Origin of the sequence: Pedomonas mirosovicensis (assembly GCF_022569295.1) — a bacterium.
Classification (GTDB): Bacteria; Pseudomonadota; Alphaproteobacteria; order Sphingomonadales; family Sphingomonadaceae; genus Pedomonas; species Pedomonas mirosovicensis.
The window spans coordinates 1,089,900-1,112,792 of the sequence record NZ_JAKFIA010000001.1 but is presented as its reverse complement, the minus strand read 5'-3'; the positions used below and the strand labels follow the sequence as shown (position 1 = coordinate 1,112,792).

Sequence of the window (22,893 nt, the reverse complement as noted above, 5' to 3'; positions counted from 1 at the left end):
AAGGCCTAGCCCCCCTATATTGGCGCTCATGAGTCAGTCCCCGATCAACGATCGCTTTTTGGAAGAACAGGCCATCTTCACCGTGCAGGGCGGCGATGCCCCGGACTTGGAGCGTGGCGTCTCGGTCATCCGCGAGGTGGTCAAGACCCTGCCCACCCGGCCCGGCGTCTACCGCATGGTCGATGCGCGCGGCGATGTGCTCTACGTGGGCAAGGCCAAGAGCCTGAAGCAGCGGGTGGTGAGCTACACCCAGGTGAACCGGCTGCCGGTGCGCCTGCAGCGCATGGTGGCGCAGACGCGCTCCATGGTGGTCGTCACCACCCACACGGAGGCCGAGGCGCTGCTGCTGGAGGCCAACCTCATCAAGCACTACCGCGCGCCGTTCAACGTGCTGCTGCGGGACGACAAGAGCTTCCCCTTCATCGTGCTGCGGGAAGACCATGCGTTTGCCCAGATTTCCAAGCACCGGGGCGCGCGCGCCAAGGGCAAGGCCAACTACTACGGCCCCTTCGCCTCCGCCGGCGCGGTGAACCGCACGCTGAACACGCTGCAGAAGGTGTTCCTGCTACGCTCCTGCACGGACAGCTTTTTCTCCAACCGCTCGCGCCCGTGCCTCCTGTACCAGATCAAGCGCTGTTCGGCCCCGTGCACCAATCGCATTGATGCGGAGAGCTACGCCGGGCTGGTGCGCGACGCCAAGGCGTTCCTCTCAGGCCGCAGCCAGGACGTGCAGAAGCGCCTTGCCGCCCAGATGGAAGAGGCGGCGGAGAATTTGGACTTCGAGCGCGCCGCCGTGTTCCGCGACCGGCTGCGGGCCCTCACCTTCATCCAGCAGGAGCAGGGCATCAACGCCGAAAGCGCGGGCGATGCGGACGTGGTGGCCGCCTGCCAGAAGGGCGGCGTCACCTGTATCCAGATCTTCTTCATTCGCGGCGGCCAGAACTGGGGCAACCGCGCCCTCTTTCCGCGCCACGACAAGTCCGAGACGCTGGAGGACGTGGTTTTCGCTTTCCTGACCCAGTTTTACGAGGACAAGCTGCCGCCGCGCCGCATCCTGCTGGACCGGCAGCTGCCCGAAATGGACCTGCTGGAGGAAGCCCTTTCCACCCGCGCCGGGCATCGCGTCTCCCTGGAAATGCCGCGCCGGGGCAAGCTGGCCCAGCTCGTCGAGCTGGCCGCGCGCAACGCCAGCGACGCGCTCGACCGGCGGATGATCGAATCCAGCAGCCAGGCCAAGCACCTGGCGCTGCTGGCGGAGGTGTTCGATCTGGAAGCTCCGCCCCAGCGCATCGAGGTCTACGACAACAGCCACATCCAGGGCACCAATGCCGTCGGCGGCATGATCGTCGCTGGGCCCGAAGGCTTCCGCAAGAACGCCTACCGCAAGTTCAACTTCCGCTCGACCGAACTGAAGCCGGGCGATGATTTCGCCATGATGCGCGAAATGCTCACCCGCCGCTTCGCCCGCCTGCAGGAGGAGGACCCGGACCGCAGCAAGGGTGACTGGCCGGATCTCGTCTTCATCGACGGCGGCAAGGGCCAGCTGAGCGTGGCGCTTTCCGTGCTGGAAGACCTCGGCATTGAGGATATGCCCATGGTCGGCGTCGCCAAGGGGCCAGATCGCAACGCCGGGCGCGAAGTCTTCCACCTGCCCGGCGGGCGGGAAATGACGCTGGAGCCGGGCAGCCCCGCCCTGTTCTTCATCCAGCGCCTGCGCGACGAGGCCCACCGCTTCGCCATCGGCAGCCACCGGCAGAAGCGGGCGCGGGACATCACCAAGAGCCCGCTCGACGACATCCCCGGCATCGGGCCAAGCCGCAAGCGCGCCCTGCTGCTGCATTTCGGCACGGCACAGGCTGTCACCCGCGCGGGCGTCAACGACCTCGCCAAGGTGGACGGCATCTCTACCGCCATGGCGCAGGCGATCTACGACCACTTCCACCCGGTGCGCTGAGTTCGTTCAAGTTTTTGGTATTTTGGTTTTTTGCAGGAGGGTCGCGGACCCTCCTGCACCTCTCTTTCACTTTGAATCGGGCGCGGGAAAGCGGTCGCAGCCCAGTGAAATCCTGTTCATCCGGCCATGTTTCCAGCGCATTCCCGAAACACGGCCCGACAAACGAATGGGGGTTCCAAGGGGGCTCGAGGCCCCCTTAGTAAATCCTTGAGATACGCTCAGGACTGGACCGGCGCGCCCTGCGGCTGGCTTTGTTTTGCCAGCTTCTTGGCGGCGCGGAACGCGAGGAGATTTTTGATCTCGCCGTTTCCGATGTTCAGGAACATGTTGGCTGCCTGCAGGTCGCCGTACTTGATGGCGCGATTGACCATGTCGGACCGTAGGGCGTTCGCCTGGAACCTTTCGGTGGTCATGGCGTCACGCAGGTTCGCCTCGTCAGATTTGTTCGGCAGCTTCGCCAGTTCGGCTTGCTGCTCCGCCTGATCCATGGCGGTCTCGTGCCCGGAGAGGGCCGCAAGTTTCCGGAAATGATCCGTCTTCTCCGTGTTGGCCACGCGCTCGAACACGGCGGCGAGAGCCTGATTGCCCCGCTCCCGCGCCTGCTGCGCGAAAAGCGTATATTTGGCCGCATCAAAGGCCTCGTTCTTCATCGCTTCGTCCAGGTCGTTCTGCACCAGCACGAACCGGTGAGCGCTTTCCTGAGCACTCCCTTGGGCGAGCGCAACATTTGCCGAGCCAAGTGCTGCGGCAATCACCAAGCCAAACATCAGACGGTCACGACGCTTTACGCTCATCACACCCTCCAACAATCACGCTATTCTTGAGTGGAGAGCCTGACTTGGCGCTTATTCCCACAGAAAAGCAGCGCCTTGCGATTATTGCTGACAAGTATAGCAATAATCATGCCACCTCTCCATTCTGAGGAAACAAGCCTGATTTATTAAAGTTCCTCTGATTATATTTTACGCATCCGCGCCTGGACCTTAACTGGGCTTTCGAACCTTAGCAGGCGTGCTGCTCCTTTTCAGCCGGCACACCCAGGGCGTTGAGGGAGGCGCGCTTCGCCCCGGCCCTGCGCTGACGCGCGAGGAAGAAGGCAGCCAGGGGCTTGGACACCAGGGTGGTGGCCACTGCCATGCCGATGAAGGCGCTGAAGCATTGGCTGCTGATGATGCCCCCGTCCAGCAGGATGCGGAGCGCGACAATTTCCATCAACCCCTTGCACTGCAGCAGGGAGCCGAGCGCCAGCGCTTGGTTCCAGCTGTCGCCGAACAGGCGGGCGGGAACCGCCGCCCCCAGCAGCTTGCCCAGCCCAGCGGCCGCCGTTGCCAGCAGGAAAGCGGCGAGAATCCCTTCCTCCCCCAGGCTGCTCGTCACCTGAAACGAGGTGCCGAGGAAGAAGAAGGGCAGCAGCGCATAGGTGGTCACCGGGCGGATAACGGTGATCGCCCGCCCGGCCATGTCCCGAGGCAGGATCGCCCCGGCCAGAAATGCGCCGATGACGAAGTGCACGCCGATTATGTCTGCAACGGTGGCCGAGACGCAGCAGGTGATGATGCATAGGCTGAAAGCAACCGCATCGGCCACAGGCGTCGCCGCCGCCCGGCTCCACCAGCGCACGAGCAGCGGGCGCACCCCCCACACCATGACGGCAACCTGCACCCCGGCGAGCGCAAAGGTGGCAACGACCACGGTGGCTGCCGATGATGAACTACCGGTGGCGAGAATGATGAGCGCGGACAGGCCCACCCAGATGACGCTGTCGTCGAACAGGGCAGCAGACATGGCCGCACGGCCGAGCGGCGTGGTCTCGATGCCCATGTCCTGCAACACGAGGGCAAGGATGGGCATGGCGGTCACGGCGATGCAGGCCGCAACCGCCGCCGAGAAGAGAACCGGACTCACGCCCTCGCCAATCATCGATGGGTGGGCGCTGCCCAGCCAGGCTCCGACCAGGCCGCCAAGAACCAGGGGCGTAATCATGCTGGACAGGCTCACCGCCGTGAGCTTGGCGCTTTTGCCACGCAGGTCTTCCAGGCTGAAGGCGCTGCCGACCGTACAGGCGAACAGCATGACGCCGAACCAGCCGATGCCGGTGATGTAGTCGTGGCTGGCGACGGGGAAGGTGCGGCTCCACAGCTCGGGCGCGAGTTGCCCGGCAAAGGTGGGGCCGAGAAAGATGGCGACCACGATTTGCAGCACGCCCAGCGGCGCGAGCCGCGCCAGCGGCCGGATGCGCCACAACAGATACGGCAGGCCGATGACGAGCGCGGCCTGCGCCATCAGCAGCGTGCTGGGTTTGAAGTGCAGAAATTCCATCGCGAACCGCCCTCCCCGTCCGACAGATCCGCCAGGCCCTCAGATGCTCCTAGGGCGCCATAGGCGCGGCCCGCCATTTGCTTTTCGTTTGGGATCGAGAATGAGGGATGGGTAAACGCTGTCAAGCTTAAACAGCCTAGTCTTTACGCATCAACACGCGCCAAAGACGAAGACGCGAAAAACGCCGCGCATATGAAAAAAGCCGATGCACCCCATGGGAGTGCACCGGCTTTTCCGTTTTGCCGCAGGGCGTGCCCGAAGCCGGGCCGTCCCTGCTGGTCGTTACTTCTTCGCCAGCGCGGCCTGAGCGGCGGCAAGGCGAGCAATGGGCACGCGGTAGGGCGAGCAGGACACGTAGTCGAGCCCAACGCTCTCGCAGAAGCGGATGGAGGCCGGGTCGCCGCCATGCTCGCCGCAGATGCCGAGCTTGATGTTCTGGCGCGTCTTGCGGCCGCGCTCAGCGGCGATCTGCACCAGTTCGCCGACGCCCTCCACGTCGATGGAGACGAACGGGTCCTTGGCGTAGATGCCCTTGTCCACGTAAGTGCCGAGGAAGCGGCCGGCGTCGTCGCGGGAGATGCCGAGCGCCGTCTGCGTCAGGTCGTTGGTGCCGAACGAGAAGAAGGCGGCGTGTTCCGCGATCTCGCCCGCCCGCAGCGCGGCGCGCGGCAGCTCGATCATGGTGCCGACCATGTAGTCGAGCGTGGTGCCGGTCTCGGCGAACACGGCGGCGGCGGTGTCTTCCACCACCTTTTTCATCAGCGCCAGTTCCTTCGGCGTCGCGACGAGCGGGATCATCACCTCCGGCACCACGGTCTCGCCCGAGGACTTGGCCACCTGCACCGCCGCCTCGAAGATGGCGCGGGCCTGCATCTCGTAGATTTCAGGAAAGGTGACGCCGAGGCGGCAGCCGCGATGGCCGAGCATCGGGTTGAACTCGTGCAGCTCGTTGGCGCGGCGGCGCAAGCTATCAACGGAAACGCCCGCCTGGCTCGCCACTTCCGCGAATTCCTCCTCGCGGTGCGGCAGGAACTCGTGCAGCGGCGGATCAAGCAGGCGGATGGTGACCGGCAGGCCCGCCATGATGGTGAAGATCTGCACGAAGTCCTCGCGCTGATAGGGGAGCAGCTTGGCCAGCGCCGCGCGGCGGCCGGCCTCGTCCTCGGCCAGGATCATCTGACGCACGGAGACGATGCGGTCCGCGTCGAAGAACATGTGCTCGGTGCGGCACAGGCCAATGCCTTCCGCGCCGAAGTCGCGGGCGGTGCGGCAGTCCAGCGGAGTTTCGGCGTTGGCGCGCACCTTGAGGCGGCGATCGGCGTCCGCCCACTCCATCAGGGTGGCGAAGTCGCCTGCCAGCTCCGGCTGGATGGTCGGCACCGCGCCCACCATCACCTCGCCGGTCGCACCGTCGATGGTGATGATGTCGCCCGCCTTTACCTCGCGGCCCTGGCAGCGCATCACCTGCGCCTTCATGTCGATGGCGAGCGTGCCCGCGCCGGAGACGCAGGGGCGGCCCATGCCGCGGGCGACCACCGCCGCGTGGCTGGTCATGCCGCCGCGGCTGGTGAGGATGCCGCGCGCCGCGTGCATGCCGTGGATGTCTTCCGGCGAGGTCTCGATGCGAACAAGGATCACGTCCTTGCCCGCGTTGGCGAGGCGCTCGGCCTCATCCGCCGTGAACACGACAACGCCCGAGGCCGCGCCCGGAGAGGCGGGCAGGCCCTTGGTCAGCACATCGCGCTTGGCCTTGGGATCGAGCGTCGGGTGCAGCAGCTGGTCGAGCGCCTGCGGATCGACGCGCAGAATGGCTTCCTCGCGGGTGATGAGGCCTTCATTGGCCATATCTACCGCGATCTTGAGCGCCGCCTTGGCGGTGCGCTTGCCGGAGCGGGTTTGCAGCATCCACAGCTTGTTGCGCTGCACGGTGAACTCGATGTCCTGCATGTCGCGGTAGTGCCGCTCCAGGATCTCGAACACCTCCGCCAGCTGGCCGTAGGTCTCGGGCATCGACTCTTCCATGGAAGGAGCCGTCGCGCCCGCCTTCTCCCGCGCGATCTTGGTTAGGTACTGCGGCGTGCGGATGCCCGCCACCACGTCCTCGCCCTGGGCATTGATGAGATATTCGCCGTAGTAGGCGCGCTCGCCGGTGGACGGATCGCGGGTGAAGGCGACGCCCGTGGCCGAGTCCTCGCCCATGTTGCCGAACACCATGGCCTGCACGTTGACGGCGGTGCCCCAGTCTTCCGGAATGTCGTTGAGGCGGCGATAGACCTTGGCGCGCTCGGACTGCCACGAGCCGAACACCGCGCCGATCGCGCCCCACAGCTGATCGTTCACATCCTGCGGGAACGGGCGGCCCAGCTGCTTCTCGACCAGCCCCTTGTAGGTGCCAACGAGGCTCTTCCAGTCGTCCGCGTCCAGCTCCGTATCGAGGGAGACGCCCTTCTCTTCCTTCAGGATTTCCAGCTGCTCCTCGAACAGATAGTGCTCAAGGCCGAGCACCACGTCCGAATACATCTGGATGAAGCGGCGGTAGCTGTCCCAGGCAAACCGGGGATTGCCGCTGTTGGCGGACAGGCCCTCCACCGTCTCGTCGTTGAGGCCGAGGTTCAGCACCGTGTCCATCATGCCCGGCATGGAGACGCGCGCGCCCGAGCGCACCGAGACCAGCAGCGGGTTGGCGCGATCGCCGAACTTTGCGCCGACGGTGTCCTCGACCTTGGCGAGAGCCGCTTCCACCTGGCCCTTCAGCTCCGGCGGGTAGGACTGGCCGTGGTCGTAGTAATAGGTGCAGACCTCAGTGGTGATGGTCAGGCCCGGCGGCACCGGCAGACCGATGGAGGCCATTTCAGCCAGATTCGCGCCCTTGCCGCCGAGAAGCGTCTTCTGGCCCGCATTGCCTTCCGCTGCTCCACCGCCGAAACTGTACACCCACTTGGTCATGGTCTGCTGCCTCTCCGTTCGCGCCCTTGTAACTTTGCTGCAACGCAGCGCCGTTTCGCGCACTCAAATGACGGTGACGCCACAAAAGTCAACCCAAACATCGTTGGGGTGGCGATATGCGTCGCCGTTTGCGTCTGGAGCCGCGACCCGCTTTGCGTGCGGATCGCGGCTCCAGACTGTTATGGCCACACTTGTCTGCCGCAGGGCGCACTGCCGCCCTGCCTGAAAACGGCTTTATCCCTCGATGCGGCCGAAATCCGCCACCGTGTGAACGGCCGCGCGCAGGGCGTTCAGCAGGTTGAGGCGGTTCGCGCGCACCGCTGCATCCTCGGCGTTGACGGTCACGTTATCGAAGAAGGCATCGACCAGCGGCCGCAGCCGGGCCAGCACGGACATGGCGCCGCCGAAGTCCTCGACCTTCAGCAGCCCGTCCACCTCGGCCCGAGCGCCCAGCAGCGCCTCGTGCAGCGCCCGCTCTTCCCCTTGCGTGAAGAGCGCGGGATCAACCGCGCCATCAAAGCGGCGGCCGTCCTTCTTCTCCTCGATCCGCAGGATGTTGGCGGCGCGGCGGTAGCCCGCCAGCAGGTTGGAACCGTCCTCGCTTTCCAGCAGGGTGCCGAGCGCCGACACGCGGGCCAGCAGGCGCACCAGATCATCCTCGCCGCCGAGGCTGAACACGGCGTCGATGAGATCGTGCCGCACGCCCGCCTCGCGCTGCTGCACCTTCAGCCGGTCGGCGAAGAAATCGAGCAGGCTTTGGTCGACGGCACCGTCCGCGCCGTCCTGGCCCAGCGCCTTGCGAGCAGCCTCAAGCACCGGCAGCAGCGGCAGGCGCAGTTCATTCTCGAGGATGAGGCGGATGACGCCGAGCGCCGCGCGACGCAGCGCATAGGGGTCCTTGGAGCCCGTCGGCTTCTCATTGATGGCGAAGAAGCCGGTGAGCGTATCCAGCTTGTCGGCCAGCGCCACGGCGACGGAGACCGGCGCGGTGGGGCAGGCGTCATTGGGGCCGACCGGGCTGTAATGCTCGCGGATCGCCTGGGCGATCTGCAGCGGCTCGCCCTCGGCTTCCGCATAGTAGCCGCCCATCACGCCCTGAAGCTCGGGAAACTCGCCCACCATGCCGGTGACCAGATCCGCCTTGGCGAGGCGCGCCGCGCGCTCGGCAAGATCAGCGTCGCAGTTCGGGATGAACCGAGCGAGATCACGGGCCAGCCTTGCCACCCGCTCCACCTTGGCGGCAAGCGTGCCCAGCTTCTCGTGGAACACGATCTCGCCGAGCCTCGGCAGCCGGTCCTCAAGGCGGATCTTCAGGTCTGTCTCATAGAAGAACTTGGCGTCCGACAGGCGGGCGGCCAGCACCCGCTCGTTGCCCGCCACGATGGCCTTGCCGCCATCGCTCGCTTCCACGTTGGAAACGCAGATGAAGCGGTTGGCGAGCTTGCCCGTTTCGGGCACGCGCAGGGCGAAATACTTCTGGTTGGCCCGCATGGTCAGCTGGATGACCTCGGGCGGCACCGCGAGGAAGCTCTCATCGAACTGCCCCATCAGCGGCACCGGCCATTCGGTCAGCCCTGCGTTCTCGGCGAGCAGGCCGGGGTCCTCGATCAGCTCCAGCCCGGCGGCCTCCGCCAGCTTGCGCGCGCCCGCATCGATCATCCGCTGACGGTCCGCCAGGTCGAGAACGACCCGGCTGACGCGCAGCTTGGTGCGGTATTCCTCGGCGTTGTTCACCGGGAAGGGCGACGGGCCCATGAAGCGGTGGCCGCGGGTGATGTTGCCGCTCCGCACGCCTTCCACCTCCAGCGGCACCACCTGGCCGTCCCACAGGCACAGGATGGATTGCAGCGGGCGCACCCAGCGCAGGGAATCGGTGGAGATGGAGTGCTCGCCCCAGCGCATGGACTTGGGCCACGGGAAGCTACGGATGACGCCGGTGATGATTTCGGGGAGCACCTCGAGCGTCGGCCTTCCTTTCCGGGAGATGCGGGCGAAGAGGAAGGTGCCCTTGCCTTCCGTGCGCTCCTCCAGCTGGTCGCGGGTGAGGCCGGTGGACTTGAGGAAGCCTTCGATCGCCTGGGCGGGCGCATCGACGCGCGGCCCGCGCCGCTCTTCCTCCAGGTCCGGCTGGGCCTCGGGCAGGCCCTTCACCGCCACGGCGAGGCGCCGGGGCGTCGCAAACGCTTCCAGCGCTTCCGGAACGAGCCCCTGCGTCTTCAGGGCATCGCCCAGCAGGCGGGCAAGATCCTCGCTCGCCCGCGCCTGCATGCGCGCCGGAATTTCATCCGATTGCAGCTCAAGCAACAGTTCAGACATCAGGCGGCACTCCACCCGAAATCACGGGCCCAGCGGTCCGCGTTCACGGCAATCCAGCCCTCGCAGCATCCCTTGGCCAGTTCGCGCACGCGGCCGATGTAGGCCTGGCGCTCGGCCACCGAGATGACGCCCCGGGCATTGAGCAAATTGAAAAGATGGCTGGCCTTGATGGCAAAGTCATAGGCCGGCAGCGGCAGCTTCGCCTCCAGGAGCGCCTTGCAGCTCTCCTGCGCCTCGCGGAACTGGCGGAACAGGATCTCGGTGTTGGCGTGCTCGAAGTTATAGGCCGAGAACTGCTTCTCGCTGGCCAGAAACACGTCGCCGTAAGTCACGCCCTGGCCGTTGAAGTCCAGATCGTAAACGTTATCGACGCCCTGGATATACATGGCCAGGCGCTCAAGGCCGTAGGTGATCTCGCCCGCCACCGGCTTGCAATCGAATCCGCCCACCTGCTGGAAGTAAGTGAACTGGGTGACTTCCATGCCGTCGCACCACACTTCCCAGCCCAGGCCCCAGGCGCCCAGCGTCGGGCTCTCCCAGTCGTCCTCGACGAAGCGGATGTCGTGCATGCCCAGATCGATGCCGATTTCCTTCAGCGAGCCGAGGTAGAGATCGACGATGTTCTCCGGGCTCGGCTTCAGGATCACCTGAAACTGGTAATAGTGCTGCAACCGGTTCGGGTTCTCGCCGTAGCGGCCGTCGGTCGGACGCCGGGACGGCTGGACATAGGCGGCCTTCCACGGCTCCGGCCCGAGCGAACGCAAGGTGGTCGCCGGATGGAAGGTGCCTGCCCCCATCTCCACATCATAGGGCTGCAGAACAACGCAACCCTGCTGCGCCCAGTAGCGCTGGAGAGTGAGAATGAGTTCCTGAAACGATGGCTTTTTCGCGTCGGCCACTGTGCCGCCTACCCCGCTGTTGAAACGGACGGCGGACCCTAACGGCGGCCCTGACCAGGGTCAAGTTTATGTGTAGCGTATGCGCTGGCCTGCCGCACACGCCCCCCACCTGCTTTGCTGAGGGGCGGCAAACGCTTCGTTTCGCCCCGTTTTGGCCCTGCTCGCGCCCTTGCCTTTTTCGGGTTGGTCCGCTAGAGACAGCGGCTTCGCAAACCGGGCGGCGCATCCCTGGAGGTCCGCCCATGTTCTATGGAGATTACCCATGAGCCAAGTGCTTTCTCTGAAAGCCGAGCTGCGTGACGGTGCTGGCAAGGGAGCCGCCCGCAAGACCCGTTATCAGGGCCTCGTTCCGGCCGTTATCTATGGCGCCAAGAAAGAGCCGACGCTGATCGCCGTGTCGGACAAGGAGCTGTGGAAGCTCCTCAACAAGGGCCATTTCATGAACTCGATGGTTGAAATCGAGATCAACGGTTCCGTCGAGCGCACCCTGCCCCGCGACGTCCAGTTCCACCCGGTGACCGACCGTCCGCTGCACGTGGACTTCCTGCGCGTCTCCGGCAACACCACCGTGACCGTGGCCGTGCCGGTCCGCTTCGAGGACGAGGCACAGAGCCCCGGCCTGAAGCGCGGCGGCGTGCTGAACATCGTTCGTCACGAAGTCGAGCTGGTCTGCCCGGCCGACAAGATCCCTGACGAACTGGTGGTGTCGCTGAAGGGCCTCGAGGTCAACGACTCGCTGCACCTCAGCAACCTGAACCTGCCGGAAGGCGTCTCCACCGCCATCACCGACCGCGACGCGACCGTCGCCACCGTCGTGGCGCCGTCGGGCCTGAAGTCGGAAGAAGCTGCTGCTGAAGGCGAAGCGACCGCCTAAGCCTGGCGTCAGCACAGCCACAAAGGGGGCGCGGGATTTGATCCTGCGCCCCTTTTGCTTGTAGGAACGGGAGAGTTTTTCAGGGGTTCGGCCATGCTGCTCTTTGTTGGACTGGGCAATCCCGGCAGTCAGTACGAGCACCACCGCCACAACATCGGCTTCATGGCGGTGGAGAGAGATCGCGCGTGAGCACGGCTTTGGCCCATGGCGCAGCCGGTTTCAGGGCCTGGCGGCGGAAGGCACCATCGCCGGCGAGAAGGTGCTGCTCCTGAAGCCGCAGACCTACATGAACCTCTCCGGCCAGTCGGTGGCGGAGGCCATGCGCTTCTACAAGCTGCCGCTGGAGGCCCTCGTCGTGTTCCATGACGAACTGGACGTCGCGCCCGCCAAGCTCAAGATGAAAACGGGCGGCGGCGCAGCCGGACATAACGGCCTGCGCTCCATCGATTCTCACCTTGGCCCCAACTACCGGCGCGTGCGCCTTGGCATCGGCCACCCCGGCTCGAAGGAGCGGGTCCATGGCTGGGTGCTGGGGGACTTCGCCAAGGCGGACCAGGACTGGCTGGAGCCCCTGCTGGACGCCGTAGCAGCCGAGAGCCAGTGGCTGGCCAAGGGCAACGACGCGCGCTTCGCCTCCGCCGTCGCCCAGCGCCTCACCCCGCCCCGGCCGAAGAAGGAGGCGCAGGAGAAGGCAGCGGGCGCAAAGGCTGCTGCTCCTGCCCCGGCCGCGCCGGGAACGCCGGTGGCGCGGGTCATTTCAGCCTCGCCTCGCCCGGCTCCGGCTGCTGCGCCCTCCAATGCCCCTTCGAACGCGAGCCGGGTGATGCCCACCCTGCAGTCGCTCTTCGACAAGTTCGGCAAGAAGCGCTAATACCCCTTCCAAATCGTCAAACCCGGGCGCGGGCCCAGCGGACCCGCCCGGCAAGCCAGTTGCGAGACAAGGATCACCATGGGTTTTCAATGCGGCATCGTCGGGCTGCCCAACGTCGGCAAGTCCACCCTGTTCAACGCGCTGACCGAGACCGCCGCCGCGGCCTCCGCCAACTACCCGTTCTGCACCATCGAGCCGAACGTGGGCCAGGTGCCGGTGCCGGACCCGCGCCTTTACGAAATCGCCAAGCTGGCCAAATCCGCCAAGATCATCGAGACCCAGCTGGCGTTCGTGGACATCGCCGGTCTTGTGCGCGGCGCCTCCAAGGGCGAAGGGCTCGGCAACCAGTTCCTCGGCAACATCCGCGAGGTAGACGCCATCATCCACGTGCTGCGCTGCTTCGAGGGGGACGTCACCCACGTCGAGGGCCGGGTCGATCCCATCGCCGACGCCGAGACGGTGGAAACCGAGCTGATGCTTTCGGATCTGGACAGCCTTGAGCGCCGCCTCGTCGCGATTTCCAAGAAGGCCAAGGGCGGCGACAAGGAAGCCAAGGTGCAGGAAGCCGTGTTCACGCCGGTGCTCGACCTGCTGCGCGACGGCAAGCCCGCCCGCCTCTACACGCCGAAGGACGAGGAGGAGGCGCGCGTCTTCCGCCAAGCCCAGCTCCTCACCTCCAAGCCGGTGCTTTACGTCTGCAACGTGGATGAGGGCAGCGCCGCCACTGGCAACGCCTATTCGCAAAAGGTGGCCGAGAAGGCCGCCGCCGAGGGGGCGTTCAGCGTCGTCATCTCCGCCGCCATCGAGGCCGAGATCGCCCAGATGGACCCGGCCGACCGCCCCGCCTTCCTTTCCGACCTCGGCCTGGAGGAAACCGGCCTCGCCCGCGTCATCCGCGCCGGCTATGGCCTTCTCAGCCTCATCACCTTCTTCACCGTCGGCCCCAAGGAGGCCCGCGCCTGGACCGTCCACAAGGGGGCCAAGGCTCCGGAGGCTGCCGGCGTCATTCACACCGACTTCGAGCGCGGCTTTATCCGCGCCGAGACCATTTCCTACGACGACTACGTGAAGTTCGGCGGCGAGCAGGGCGCGAAGGAAGCGGGACGGATGCGTCTTGAAGGCAAGGATTATGTCGTTCAGGATGGCGATATCATGCTGTTCCGCTTCAATACGTGAGGCTGACTTGAAGTACTTCGAGGATTTTTGTGTCGGTCATGAGGAAACCTTCGGCCGCTACGCCGTAACGGCTGAAGAGATTGTTGAGTTCGCCGGCAAGTACGACCCTCAGCCTTTCCATTTGGACCCCGAAGCTGCCCGCCAGAGCCTGTTCGGCACGCTGTGCGCGAGCGGCTGGCATACCTGCGCCATGACCATGCGGATGCTGACCGAGCGCATGAAGGAAACGGGCGAGCTGGGCCACGGCTCGCCGGGCGTGGAGCAGATCCGTTGGCTGCGCCCGGTGGTGCCGGGCGACGTGCTCAGCGTGCGGGTAAAAGTGATCGGCACTCGCCTGTCCGGCAGCCGGCCGGGCTTTGGCCTTGTGACCTTCGACCAGAAGACGGTGGATGCCGAGGGCAAGCCGGTCATGTCGCTGATCTCGACCGTCTTCTATTCCCAGCGCCCGGCGTGAGTTTTTGAGCCATAAGGGGGTATTCGCAGGAGGGGCTCGCCCCTCCTGCAAAGCCCCGATCAAGCCCCAGGGAAGTCGAGCAGGCTGAACACCGGCACGCCGGCGTCGCGCAGCCGCGCGCTGCCGCCCAGGTCCGGCAGGTCCATGACAAAGCCGCTGGCAGCCACTTCAACGCCGACGGAGCGGAACAGGCCGACCGCCGCCAGCGCCGTGCCGCCGGTGGCGATGAGATCATCGACCAGGATCACCTTCTCGCCGGGCCGGACGGCATCCACGTGGATTTCCACCCGGTCGGTGCCGTATTCCAGTTCGTAGTCCCGCCCTACCGTCTCGAACGGCAGCTTGCCCCGCTTCCGAACCGGCACGAACCCCAGCCCCAGGCGCGCGGCCACCGCGCCGCCGAGGATGAACCCGCGCGCCTCGATGCCCGCCACCTTGTGTCCGCCCGTGCCCTGTAGCTGTTCGGCCAGCCGGCGCACGCTCTCCTTGAGGCCAAAACCATCGCCCAGCAGCGGCGTGATATCCCGAAACTGCACGCCCGGCAGGGGGTGGTCCGGAATGGTGCGGATAAGCTGCTTCAGGTCGTCGTTCGGCGCGGTCATTTCATATCTCCCATCACCCGCCCGGCAACCACGGCGAGGCGCCCCCGCGCCTCCTCCGGCCAGGCAGACGGGGGCGTCAGGATCGCGTTATCCAGCGCCCGGTCGCAACCGGACGGACAGGCATCGGACCTTGGGGCGAGCCGCGCCGCCATGTCCGCTACCAGCGCCTGGGCGAGCCGACCGTTGTTGGACAGCACATTGAGCACATCGGCGGCCTCAACGGCGGCGTGGGCTTCATGCCAGCTGTCGAAATCGGTCACCATGGCGACGCTCTGGTAGCAGATCTCCGCCTCGCGGGCGAGGTAGGCTTCGGGCAGGTTGGTCATGCCGATCACATCCGCGCCCCAGGAGCGGTAGAGCCGGCTCTCGGCGCGGGTCGAGAACTGGGGCCCTTCCATGCAGAGGTAAGTGCCGCCCTTTTGGTGAGGGATGCGGAGCGCCGCACAGGCCTCGGCCGCCACGGCCCCCAGCCGCCCGCAGGCGGGCTCGGCCATCGAGACGTGGGCGACCACGCCCTCCCCGAAGAAGCTGCGCGCCCGGCCCTGCGTGCGGTCGATATACTGGTCAACGATGACGAACGTGCCCGGCGGCAGATGCTCGCGAAAGGAGCCGCAGGCGGAAATGGAGAGGATCTCCGTCACGCCCAGCGTCTTCAGCGCCGCGATGTTGGCGCGGTGGTTCAGCTCGTGCGGCGCGAGGCCATGGTGCCGCCCGTGCCGGGGCAGGAACACCACCTCCCGGCCCGCCAGCCGCCCGGTGAGCAATGCCTCCGACGGGCTGCCCCACGGCGTCTCCACGGTCTGCCATTCCGCATCCTCAAGCCCCGCCATGCGGTAGAGGCCGCTGCCGCCGATAATGCCAAGACGCCCGCCCTGCCGATGCCCAGCCATGGTTCCTCGCTGCCTGTATTTGCCGTGCCCTCAAAAAAGCGAAAGGCCGGAGCGCAGCCCCGGCCTTTCCCTCAGATCAATCAAGTCTCACGATCACGCCATGGTGTCGTGCGGCTTGGGGCCCTTCACGCTGGCCCAGATCTTCTTGTAGCTGATGATGCTGAGCACCAGCAGGATGCTCAGGAAGGCGATGGCGCCAACGCCGGTGCGCTTGCGGTTTTCCAGCTTCGGCTCGGCGGTCCAGGTCAGGAACGCAGCCACGTCCTTGGCCATCTGGTCGACGGTTGCCTTGGTGCCGTCGGCGTAGGTGACCTGATCGTCCGACAGCGGCTTGGGCATGCCGATGACCGTACCCGGGAAGTACGGGTTGAAGCTGCGGCCCTCCGGCACGTCGAAGCCAGCCGGCGGGTTCTGATAGCCGGTCAGGATCGAGTAGATGTAGGCCTCATGGCCCTCGCGCGCCTTCACGATCAGCGACAGATCCGGCGGAGCCTTGCCGTTGTTGGCAGCAGCCGCCGCAACCTCGTTCTCGTACGGACCATGGAAGTGGTCCGACGGCAGAGCCGGGCGGGTGGTCGCCTCGCCGGTCTTCTCGTCGATGGCCGGAACCTCATAGCTCTTGGCGATCGCCTTGATCTCGGCCTCGTTGTAGCCGAGGTCGGCCAGCGAGCGGAAGGCCACCAGGTTCAGGCTGTGGCAGGCGGAGCAGACTTCCCGGTAGACCTGGAAGCCGCGCTGCAGCTGCGCGCGATCATAGGTGCCGAAGATGCCCTGATGGGCGAAGTGCACTTCCTTGTGCTCCTTCTCCAGCGCCTTCACCGGATCGGGGTGCGCCTCGTCACGCGGAGTGAAGGCGCCCACCAGGAGAGCGAGCGAGAAGATCGCGCCCACACCGTAGGAAACATAACGGATCATTACGCAGGTCCCCCTTACTCGGCCGGCTGAGCGACGGTTTCGCCCGGCAGAACTGGATCCGCAATGCTGCGCGGCAGCGGCTTCGGCGTTTCAAGACGCGCGACCAGCGGCACGAGGATCAGGAAGTGAATGAAGTAGTAGGCAGCAGCGAACTGGCTGATGCGGACGAACGGTTCCTCGGCCGGGGCCTGACCGCAGAAGCCCAGCAGCAGCACGTCGAACATCAGAAGCCAGAACAGCTGCTTGTAGACCGGGCGGAAGCGGGCCGAACGGACCGGCGACGAATCGAGCCACGGCAGGAACAGCAACAGCAGGATCGACGAGAACATCGCCAGCACGCCCCACAGCTTGGCCGGGATGCCGAAGAAGTCGACCGTGAAGGCGCGCAGGATCGCGTAGAACGGCCAGAAATACCATTCAGGGACGATGTGCGCCGGGGTCGCCAGCGGGTTGGCCGGGATGTAGTTGTCCGGGTGGCCGAGCGCGTTCGGCAGGAAGAACACGAAGGCGGAGAAGACAATCAGCGCCACCACCACGCCGACCAGGTCCTTGATCGTGTAGTACGGGTGGAACGGAACCGTGTCCTGCGGACCCTTCACGTCGATGCCCAGCGGGTTGTTGGAACCCGGAATGTGCAGCGCCCAGATGTGCAGGATCACAACGCCGGCGATGACGAACGGCAGCAGGTAGTGCAGCGAGAAGAACTTGTTCAGCGCCGGGTTGCCCACGAACGGCGCGCCCAGCAGCCAGGTCTGGATGTCCGAGCCGATCAGCGGAATGGCGCCGAACAGGCCGGTGATCACCTGCGCGCCCCAGAAGGACATCTGGCCCCACGGCAGCACGTAGCCCATGAAGGCGGTGGCCATCATGAGGAGGAAGATCACGACGCCCAGGATCCACAGCATCTCGCGCGGTGCCTTGTAGGAACCGTAGTAGAGGCCGCGGAAGATGTGGACGTAGACCACGATGAAGAAGAACGACGCGCCGTTGGCGTGCATGTAGCGGATCAGCCAACCGAAGTTGACGTCGCGCATGATGCGCTCGACCGAGGCGAAGGCGACGGTTTCGTTGGCCGCGTAGTGCATGGCCAGCACGATGCCGGTGACGATCTGCACCACCAGGAACAGACCGGCGAGCGAGCCGAAGTTCCACCAGTAGTTCAGGTTCTTGGGAGCCTCGTAGGTTCCCAGGGATTCAACAACAAGCCGGGGCAGCGGAAGACGGCTGTCAATCCACTTCATCACCGGCGATTTGGGTTCGTATGGCTTGGCCCAATGAAACGACATGTCTTACCTCACCCGATCACAATGGAGGTCGGCGTCTTGAAGGCGTACTGGGGCACTTCAAGGTTCTTCGGCGCCGGGCCTTTGCGGATACGTCCCGAAGCATCGTAGTGCGAACCATGGCACGGGCAGAAGTAACCGCCGTACTCGCCCTTCGGCTCGCCCTGGGCGGTGCCGAGCGGCACGCAGCCCAGGTGGGTGCACACGCCCAGGGTGATGAGCCAGTTGTCGTGGCCTGCCTTGACGCGTTCCTGATCGGTCTGCGGGTCGCGCAGTTCGGAGACGTTGACCGCACGAACGGTCTGGATCTCCGCCTGAGTGCGGTTCCGGATGAACACCGGCTTGCCCTGCCACATGACCTTGATCGCCTGACCGGCCGCAATCGGCGTCAGGTCGACCTCGACCGTGGAAAGCGCGCGCGTGTCCGCGGCAGGGTTCATCTGAGAAATGAACGGCCAAGCCGCCATGACGGCGCCGCCCGTCACGAAGGCACCGGTGGCGATGTGGATGAAGTCGCGGCGGCGAACGCCCTCCTCCGTCGTCCCTGGCTGAGCGGCGGCTGGTGTTTCGGCTGTAGCCATATCTGTCGTGGTCCCTGATGCAACTACGACCGGCGGCCCCATAGCCGTCGGTCCAAAAGCCCATTGGGAGGCCCCCATGCCCCCAATATGCCCGGTTCCATAATAACCCTGACAGTGTGGCGCAATGGGCAATTTGGCCGCATTGCCCTCTATGCAACCCTCGGAAATGATTTAAGCCTCTGTTTCAAGACGCAGATTGCACCGGAAAGGCAGGCACATGCGCGACGAAAAGCGGCGGATCAGACTGGCGGCAATCCTCGCCGTATTGGCTATTAGCCTCTATACGGCGATGGCGCTGCCGCTGACCGGCTGGCTGGAGCCGCTGGAGCCCCGCTCCCCTGCCCAATGCATACGGCTGGCCGGCCCGGTGGGGGCGGAGGACTTCGCCGTCGACTGGGAACGCAAGCGCGCCTACGTCTCAAGCGCCGACCGCTATGCCGTCAACCATGGCGGCCGGCCGAAGGGAGATATTTTCCTTCTCGATTTCAGCGGGCCAACTCCAACGCTCACGCCCCTGAACGCGCGGAAAGACGATGGTTTCTTCCCCCATGGCCTCGATCTGCTGGTGGACTGGGACGGCAGCCGCCGCCTGTTCGTCGTCAACCACGGGGCGGATGGAAAGCGCCATTCCATCGAAGTGTTCGACGTGGGCAAGGATGGTCAGCTGATCCACAGCCGCACCATCGGCAGCACGGCCTTTACCTCGCCCAACGACATCGTCGCCATATCGGCCGACCAGTTCTACGTTACCAACGATCCCTTCGACGATCCGACCTGGAAGCGCCTTGCCGCCACCTATCTGATGCTGCCCACCAACACGGTCGCCTACTATGACGGCCGCCGGGCCCATGTGGTGGCCGAGGGACTGCAATTCGCCAACGGCATCATTCGCTCGCCCGACGGACAATGGCTGCTGGTGGGCGAATCGGTTGGCCGCTCCGTCACGCTGTTTCGTCGCAACCCGTTCACCGGGGAGCTGGCGAAGGAACGCGAGATCCCCCTGCCCATGGCGGCGGACAACCTTGTTCTGCACCCGGATGGGACGGTGGTCGTTGCCGGCCATCCGCGTCCGCTGGCCTTCCAGGCCTATGCGAAGGCGCCGCACAAGCGACGCGCGCCCTCCATGGTGCTGCAGCTCGATCCCAAGGACCTGCCCTTCCCCGCGCCCCCGCGCCCGGACCTGCCCCTGCCCTTCGTGGACGACGGCAACCAGCTGTCCGCCTCCTCGGTGGCGATGGTGGACCAGAACAACCGGCTGTTCGTCGGCTCGGTCTATGAGCGCGGGGTCTTGATGTGCCAGGGGGCAAGCCGCTAGAGCCCCTTGCCATGCGTCTTGCCCTGTTTGAACCCGAGATTCCGCCCAACACCGGCACCATGCTGCGCCTGTGCGCCTGCCTGGGCGTGCCGGTGGATATCGTCGAGCCGTGCGGCTTCCCCTTCTCCGACCGTGCTCTCCGGCGCGCAGGCATGGATTACATGGATTTCGTCGACCTGCGGCGGCATATCGACTTTGCCGCCTTCAACGCCTGGCGCCGGGAAGCGGGGCACCGGCTGGTCCTGGTGGAGACCACCGGGACCCTGCGCCACATAGACTTCGGCTTTGCGCCCAAGGATATACTCATGCTCGGTCGCGAAACTTCCGGCACCCCGCCTGAGGTGGAAGCGGCCTGCGATGCCGTCGTGCGGATACCCATGCTGCCGTCGGCGCGCTCGCTCAATGTTGCCACAGCCGCCGCCATGGTTCTGTCCGAGGCATTGCGGCAGACGGGAGGATTTCCGCAATGACGGACCAGATGGACGACCGCAAGAGACAGGCCGCGCAGTGGTTCGAGCAGTTGCGGAACCAGATCTGCGCCGCCTTCGAGGCGATCGAGAACGAACAGACCACCGGCCCCGGCTCCGACCTTCCCCCCGGCCGCTTCGAGCGCAAGGCGTGGGAGCGCACGGATTACACCGGTGCGCCTGGCGGCGGCGGCGTCATGTCCATTATGAAGGGCCGGGTGTTCGAGAAGGTTGGCGTCAACATCTCAACCGTCGAGGGCACCTTCGCGCCTGAGTTCGCCAAGCAGATCAACGGGGCAGCCGAAGATCCGCGCTTCTTTGCCACCGGCATCAGCCTCGTTGCCCACATGCGCTCGCCGCTGGTGCCCGCCGTGCACATGAACACGCGGTTTCTCGTCACCACCAAATGGTGGTTCGGCGGCGGGGCGGACCTCAACCCGCCCTTTCCCGTCGGGCAGGACACGGCAGACTTCCACGCCGCCTTCAAACAGGCGTGTGATCGACATGACCCGGACTACTATCCGCGCTTCAAACAGTGGTGCGATGAATACTTCTACATCCCGCACCGCAACCGGGCGCGGGGCGTCGGCGGCATTTTCTACGACCACCTGAACACCGGCGACTGGGGCAAGGACTTCGCCTTCACCCAGGACGTGGGCAAGGCCTTCCTCGATATCTACCCGCAACTGGTGCGCCGCCATGTGAAGGAGGAGTGGACCCCTGAGCAGCGCGAGGAACAGTTGCGCTATCGCGGCCTCTATGCTGAGTTCAATCTGGTCTACGATCGCGGCACCACCTTCGGCCTCAAGACCGGCGGCAACGTGGAGGCCATTCTCATGAGCCTGCCGCCCGAGGCCAAGTGGCCCTGAGCCCCCGGCTTACCTGAGTTCCGGCCTGAACGTAAAAGACCCCGCAGGTTGGCCGCCCGCGGGGTCTTGAAAGGTGATTGTCGTAACGACATCTGACTGGTGCCGCCACCATATAGCCACCGGCACCCAGCACAACAGCTCTATGGTCTAATATTCGTCATCCACCGCAAGGTGGCTAAATTAATTCTATTATATTTCAATCGCTTACGACCATAGAGTTCTTGTGCAGCCTCGCTTCGCCTGCTCCTATCCCTCTTGTCCGTCTGGCTGGTTGTTTGGCCCGGCAGCGCGTCCTGCCGTCAACCGCCTCAATCCGCACACGTGTGGAAATTTGCGGGCTTAGAAAGGGTGATCAAAGAAATGACATCTGACGGGATGGCGATTGTCGTCGCCATGCTGGCCTTGCTCGTGCAAGCGGTCCGCTTAGGGCTGTCGCTCGGGCGGCGCGGCAGGGATTGACGCGAATGCCAAGGGGAGTTTCCGGATCGCCCGGACGCCTTGGGGCTGGCCGGGGCTCCCCGCTCCTGTTTTTCCGGTGGGTCAACTCATCGGGCAAAGAAAAGCCTCTCCCCGGCATGCCGGGAAGAGGCCAGTCTTCGTCGAGATTATTCGGTCAGGGAAGCGTGCGGGCCTTAGTTGGCCTGCCGCTTCAGAAACGTCGGGATCTCCAGCGGATCATCACCCTGGGCGCGCTGGCCGCGCGGCTGCGGCGCGGGGGTTTCCTGCGCTGGCTCCTCGGCCGGAGCCGAGCGGGTAATGCCCATCATGCGCTCGAACAGGGTTGGCGCGCGCTGAGGCTCGGGGCGCTTCATCGGGCGCATCGGCTCCGGATAGACCGGCGCGGCAACCGGCTCGGGCGCCACATGGGCGGCAGGCGCCGGCGCAACCGGGGCCGGACGCGCAGCCTCGACCGGCGGTTCAGCGCGAACCGGCGCGGCAGGCGCAGCCGGAGCAGCGGCCGGAGCCTGGGCGGCCTCGGGCTCCTCCACCTGATTGCTGGCATCGAGCGAGAGGATGTCCTCCTCCACCGGAGCGGCAGGCTCGGGAGCCGGGGCAGCCGCAACCGGAGCCACGGGAGCCGGAGCGCCGGCAACCGGCTTGGCAGCAGCGGCGGTTGGGAAGGACGACGCGACCGGCGCAAAGCCCATGCCGGGGCGCGCCGCCGGCTGCTGGGGCTGCTGGGCGGCCGGGGTGGCGGCATCGATGCCGGTGGCGACCACCGACACGCGCATACGGCCGGTCAGTTCCTCGTTGAAGGCCGAACCGACGATGATGTTGGCTTCCGGATCCACCATCTCGCGGATGTGGTTGGCGGCCTCGTCCACCTCGAACAGGGTGAGGTCGTCGCCACCGGTGATGTTGATGATGACGCCCTTGGCCCCGCGCATGGACACCTCGTCCAGCAGCGGGTTGGCGATGGCAGCCTGGGCGGCCTCGATGGCGCGGCTCGGGCCCTCGGCCTCGCCGGTGCCCATCATCGCCTTGCCCATCTCGCTCATCACCGTGCGGATATCGGCGAAGTCGAGGTTGATGAGGCCCGGCATGACCATGAGGTCAGTGATGCCGCGCACGCCCGCGTGCAGCACCTCGTCCGCCATGCAGAAGGCTTCCTTGAAGGTGGTCTGCGGGTTGGCGATACGGAACAGGTTCTGGTTCGGAATGATAATCAGCGTGTCGACGTGCTTTTGCAGCTCGGCGATGCCTTCATCGGCCGAGCGCATGCGGCGCGCGCCCTCGAAGCTGAACGGCTTCGTCACGACGCCGACGGTGAGGATACCCTTCTCGCGGGCCGCGCGGGCGACGATCGGCGCCGCGCCGGTGCCGGTGCCACCGCCCATGCCGGCGGTGATGAAGCACATGTGGCTGCCCTCGAGCGCCGTCTCCAGCGTCTCCAGCGTTTCCTCGGCCGCGGCGCGGCCGATTTCGGGACGCGAGCCCGCGCCGAGGCCTTGGGTAATCTTGAGGCCAAGCTGGATGCGGGTCTCGGCCGGGCTGCTGGCCAGCGCCTGCGCGTCCGTGTTGGCCACGACGAAGTCCACGCCCTGCAGGCCAGACCGGATCATGTTGGCAACGGCATTGCCGCCTGCGCCACCCACGCCGATCACGGTAATGCGCGGCGCAAGCTCTGTCAGCTCCGGCCGCTTCAGTTCAATACCCATGCC

Annotated in this window: 18 protein-coding genes and 1 pseudogene; 8 read left to right on the top strand and 11 right to left on the bottom strand. The window is 65.6% G+C overall.

The window, feature by feature from the left end; translation table 11 throughout:
• Window positions 1-28: 28 nt before the first annotated feature.
• Entirely contained in the window at window positions 29-1,954 is a 1,926-nt protein-coding gene (uvrC, locus tag L0C21_RS05240) for an excinuclease ABC subunit UvrC (RefSeq protein ID WP_259277355.1), read from the top strand.
• A 218-nt stretch (window positions 1,955-2,172) separates the two neighbouring features.
• On the opposite strand, the gene L0C21_RS05235 is transcribed toward uvrC, so the two are convergent.
• From L0C21_RS05235 to L0C21_RS05215, 5 genes are all read right to left on the bottom strand, one after another.
• Window positions 2,173-2,748, bottom strand: coding sequence for a ferritin family protein (locus tag L0C21_RS05235; protein ID WP_259277354.1), 576 nt, complete (start codon window positions 2,746-2,748; stop codon window positions 2,173-2,175).
• 208 nt (window positions 2,749-2,956) lie between these two features.
• Window positions 2,957-4,273 carry a cation:proton antiporter gene (locus tag L0C21_RS05230; protein WP_259277353.1) on the bottom strand — a complete coding sequence of 439 codons (1,317 nt, stop codon included), beginning with the start codon at window positions 4,271-4,273 and terminating at the stop codon, window positions 2,957-2,959.
• A gap of 282 nt (window positions 4,274-4,555) precedes the next feature.
• A complete protein-coding gene (gene ppdK, locus L0C21_RS05225; RefSeq protein ID WP_259277352.1) occupies window positions 4,556-7,219 on the bottom strand; it encodes a pyruvate, phosphate dikinase in 2,664 nt (887 codons plus the stop codon).
• 234 nt (window positions 7,220-7,453) lie between these two features.
• Window positions 7,454-9,535, bottom strand: coding sequence for a glycine--tRNA ligase subunit beta (glyS, locus tag L0C21_RS05220; RefSeq protein ID WP_259277351.1), 2,082 nt, complete (start codon window positions 9,533-9,535; stop codon window positions 7,454-7,456).
• The gene (locus L0C21_RS05215) at window positions 9,535-10,434 is read right to left on the bottom strand and encodes a glycine--tRNA ligase subunit alpha (RefSeq protein ID WP_259277350.1); all 900 of its coding nucleotides are present in this window, start codon (window positions 10,432-10,434) and stop codon (window positions 9,535-9,537) included. Before L0C21_RS05215 ends, glyS begins: the two co-directional genes overlap by 1 nt.
• Before the next feature lie 262 nt (window positions 10,435-10,696).
• Between L0C21_RS05215 and L0C21_RS05210 the strand changes: the two genes are divergently transcribed.
• The 4 genes and pseudogenes from L0C21_RS05210 to L0C21_RS05195 all read left to right on the top strand — a co-directional run bounded on the left by L0C21_RS05210 (window position 10,697) and on the right by L0C21_RS05195 (window position 13,809).
• Entirely contained in the window at window positions 10,697-11,308 is a 612-nt protein-coding gene (locus tag L0C21_RS05210) for a 50S ribosomal protein L25/general stress protein Ctc (protein ID WP_259277349.1), read from the top strand.
• A 93-nt stretch (window positions 11,309-11,401) separates the two neighbouring features.
• Window positions 11,402-11,963, top strand: a pseudogene (gene pth / locus L0C21_RS05205) (aminoacyl-tRNA hydrolase); the annotation flags it as partial.
• Window positions 11,964-12,257: 294 nt separating this feature from the next.
• Window positions 12,258-13,355 (top strand): redox-regulated ATPase YchF, encoded by a 1,098-nt coding sequence (ychF, locus tag L0C21_RS05200; RefSeq protein ID WP_259277348.1) that lies wholly within the window; start codon window positions 12,258-12,260, stop codon window positions 13,353-13,355.
• Between the two features lie 7 nt (window positions 13,356-13,362).
• The gene (locus L0C21_RS05195) at window positions 13,363-13,809 is read left to right on the top strand and encodes a MaoC family dehydratase (RefSeq protein WP_259277347.1); all 447 of its coding nucleotides are present in this window, start codon (window positions 13,363-13,365) and stop codon (window positions 13,807-13,809) included.
• A gap of 59 nt (window positions 13,810-13,868) precedes the next feature.
• On the opposite strand, the gene L0C21_RS05190 is transcribed toward L0C21_RS05195, so the two are convergent.
• The 5 genes from L0C21_RS05190 to petA form a co-directional block, all read right to left on the bottom strand.
• Window positions 13,869-14,411 carry an adenine phosphoribosyltransferase gene (locus L0C21_RS05190; RefSeq protein WP_259277346.1) on the bottom strand — a complete coding sequence of 181 codons (543 nt, stop codon included), beginning with the start codon at window positions 14,409-14,411 and terminating at the stop codon, window positions 13,869-13,871.
• Window positions 14,408-15,301 (bottom strand): S-methyl-5'-thioadenosine phosphorylase, encoded by an 894-nt coding sequence (locus L0C21_RS05185; protein ID WP_259277345.1) that lies wholly within the window; start codon window positions 15,299-15,301, stop codon window positions 14,408-14,410. Before L0C21_RS05185 ends, L0C21_RS05190 begins: the two co-directional genes overlap by 4 nt.
• 93 nt (window positions 15,302-15,394) lie before the next feature.
• Entirely contained in the window at window positions 15,395-16,216 is an 822-nt protein-coding gene (locus L0C21_RS05180) for a cytochrome c1 (RefSeq protein WP_259277344.1), read from the bottom strand.
• A gap of 14 nt (window positions 16,217-16,230) precedes the next feature.
• Window positions 16,231-17,502, bottom strand: a complete 1,272-nt coding sequence (locus L0C21_RS05175; protein ID WP_259277343.1) for a cytochrome b — start codon at window positions 17,500-17,502, stop codon at window positions 16,231-16,233.
• Between the two features lie 8 nt (window positions 17,503-17,510).
• Window positions 17,511-18,080, bottom strand: coding sequence for a ubiquinol-cytochrome c reductase iron-sulfur subunit (gene petA / locus L0C21_RS05170; RefSeq protein WP_259277342.1), 570 nt, complete (start codon window positions 18,078-18,080; stop codon window positions 17,511-17,513).
• 217 nt (window positions 18,081-18,297) lie between these two features.
• Here petA and L0C21_RS05165 point away from each other — a divergent pair, with 217 nt between their 5' ends.
• From L0C21_RS05165 to hemF, 3 genes are read left to right on the top strand one after another with little or no spacing between them, the layout of a single operon-like run.
• Entirely contained in the window at window positions 18,298-19,395 is a 1,098-nt protein-coding gene (locus tag L0C21_RS05165) for a strictosidine synthase family protein (RefSeq protein ID WP_259277341.1), read from the top strand.
• Between the two features lie 11 nt (window positions 19,396-19,406).
• Window positions 19,407-19,865 (top strand): tRNA (cytidine(34)-2'-O)-methyltransferase, encoded by a 459-nt coding sequence (locus L0C21_RS05160; RefSeq protein ID WP_259277340.1) that lies wholly within the window; start codon window positions 19,407-19,409, stop codon window positions 19,863-19,865.
• Window positions 19,862-20,731 (top strand): oxygen-dependent coproporphyrinogen oxidase, encoded by an 870-nt coding sequence (gene hemF, locus L0C21_RS05155; RefSeq protein WP_259277339.1) that lies wholly within the window; start codon window positions 19,862-19,864, stop codon window positions 20,729-20,731. The genes L0C21_RS05160 and hemF overlap by 4 nt, the downstream gene beginning before the upstream one ends.
• A 632-nt stretch (window positions 20,732-21,363) precedes the next feature.
• Here hemF and ftsZ read toward each other — a convergent pair.
• Window positions 21,364-22,890, bottom strand: coding sequence for a cell division protein FtsZ (gene ftsZ, locus L0C21_RS05150; RefSeq protein ID WP_259277338.1), 1,527 nt, complete (start codon window positions 22,888-22,890; stop codon window positions 21,364-21,366).
• Window positions 22,891-22,893: the final 3 nt, after the last annotated feature.

What these genes read in the sequence shown, in the direction of transcription:
- uvrC (WP_259277355.1), top strand. Translation starts at nt 29, where the DNA reads ATGAGTCAGTCCCCGATCAACGATCGCTTTTTGGAAGAACAGGCCATC.
- L0C21_RS05235 (WP_259277354.1), bottom strand. Translation starts at nt 2,748, where the DNA reads ATGAGCGTAAAGCGTCGTGACCGTCTGATGTTTGGCTTGGTGATTGCC.
- L0C21_RS05230 (WP_259277353.1), bottom strand. Translation starts at nt 4,273, where the DNA reads ATGGAATTTCTGCACTTCAAACCCAGCACGCTGCTGATGGCGCAGGCC.
- ppdK (WP_259277352.1), bottom strand. Translation starts at nt 7,219, where the DNA reads ATGACCAAGTGGGTGTACAGTTTCGGCGGTGGAGCAGCGGAAGGCAAT.
- glyS (WP_259277351.1), bottom strand. Translation starts at nt 9,535, where the DNA reads ATGTCTGAACTGTTGCTTGAGCTGCAATCGGATGAAATTCCGGCGCGC.
- L0C21_RS05210 (WP_259277349.1), top strand. Translation starts at nt 10,697, where the DNA reads ATGAGCCAAGTGCTTTCTCTGAAAGCCGAGCTGCGTGACGGTGCTGGC.
- ychF (WP_259277348.1), top strand. Translation starts at nt 12,258, where the DNA reads ATGGGTTTTCAATGCGGCATCGTCGGGCTGCCCAACGTCGGCAAGTCC.
- L0C21_RS05190 (WP_259277346.1), bottom strand. Translation starts at nt 14,411, where the DNA reads ATGACCGCGCCGAACGACGACCTGAAGCAGCTTATCCGCACCATTCCG.
- L0C21_RS05185 (WP_259277345.1), bottom strand. Translation starts at nt 15,301, where the DNA reads ATGGCTGGGCATCGGCAGGGCGGGCGTCTTGGCATTATCGGCGGCAGC.
- L0C21_RS05180 (WP_259277344.1), bottom strand. Translation starts at nt 16,216, where the DNA reads ATGATCCGTTATGTTTCCTACGGTGTGGGCGCGATCTTCTCGCTCGCT.
- L0C21_RS05175 (WP_259277343.1), bottom strand. Translation starts at nt 17,502, where the DNA reads ATGTCGTTTCATTGGGCCAAGCCATACGAACCCAAATCGCCGGTGATG.
- petA (WP_259277342.1), bottom strand. Translation starts at nt 18,080, where the DNA reads ATGGCTACAGCCGAAACACCAGCCGCCGCTCAGCCAGGGACGACGGAG.
- L0C21_RS05165 (WP_259277341.1), top strand. Translation starts at nt 18,298, where the DNA reads ATGCGCGACGAAAAGCGGCGGATCAGACTGGCGGCAATCCTCGCCGTA.
- L0C21_RS05160 (WP_259277340.1), top strand. Translation starts at nt 19,407, where the DNA reads ATGCGTCTTGCCCTGTTTGAACCCGAGATTCCGCCCAACACCGGCACC.
- hemF (WP_259277339.1), top strand. Translation starts at nt 19,862, where the DNA reads ATGACGGACCAGATGGACGACCGCAAGAGACAGGCCGCGCAGTGGTTC.
- ftsZ (WP_259277338.1), bottom strand. Translation starts at nt 22,890, where the DNA reads ATGGGTATTGAACTGAAGCGGCCGGAGCTGACAGAGCTTGCGCCGCGC.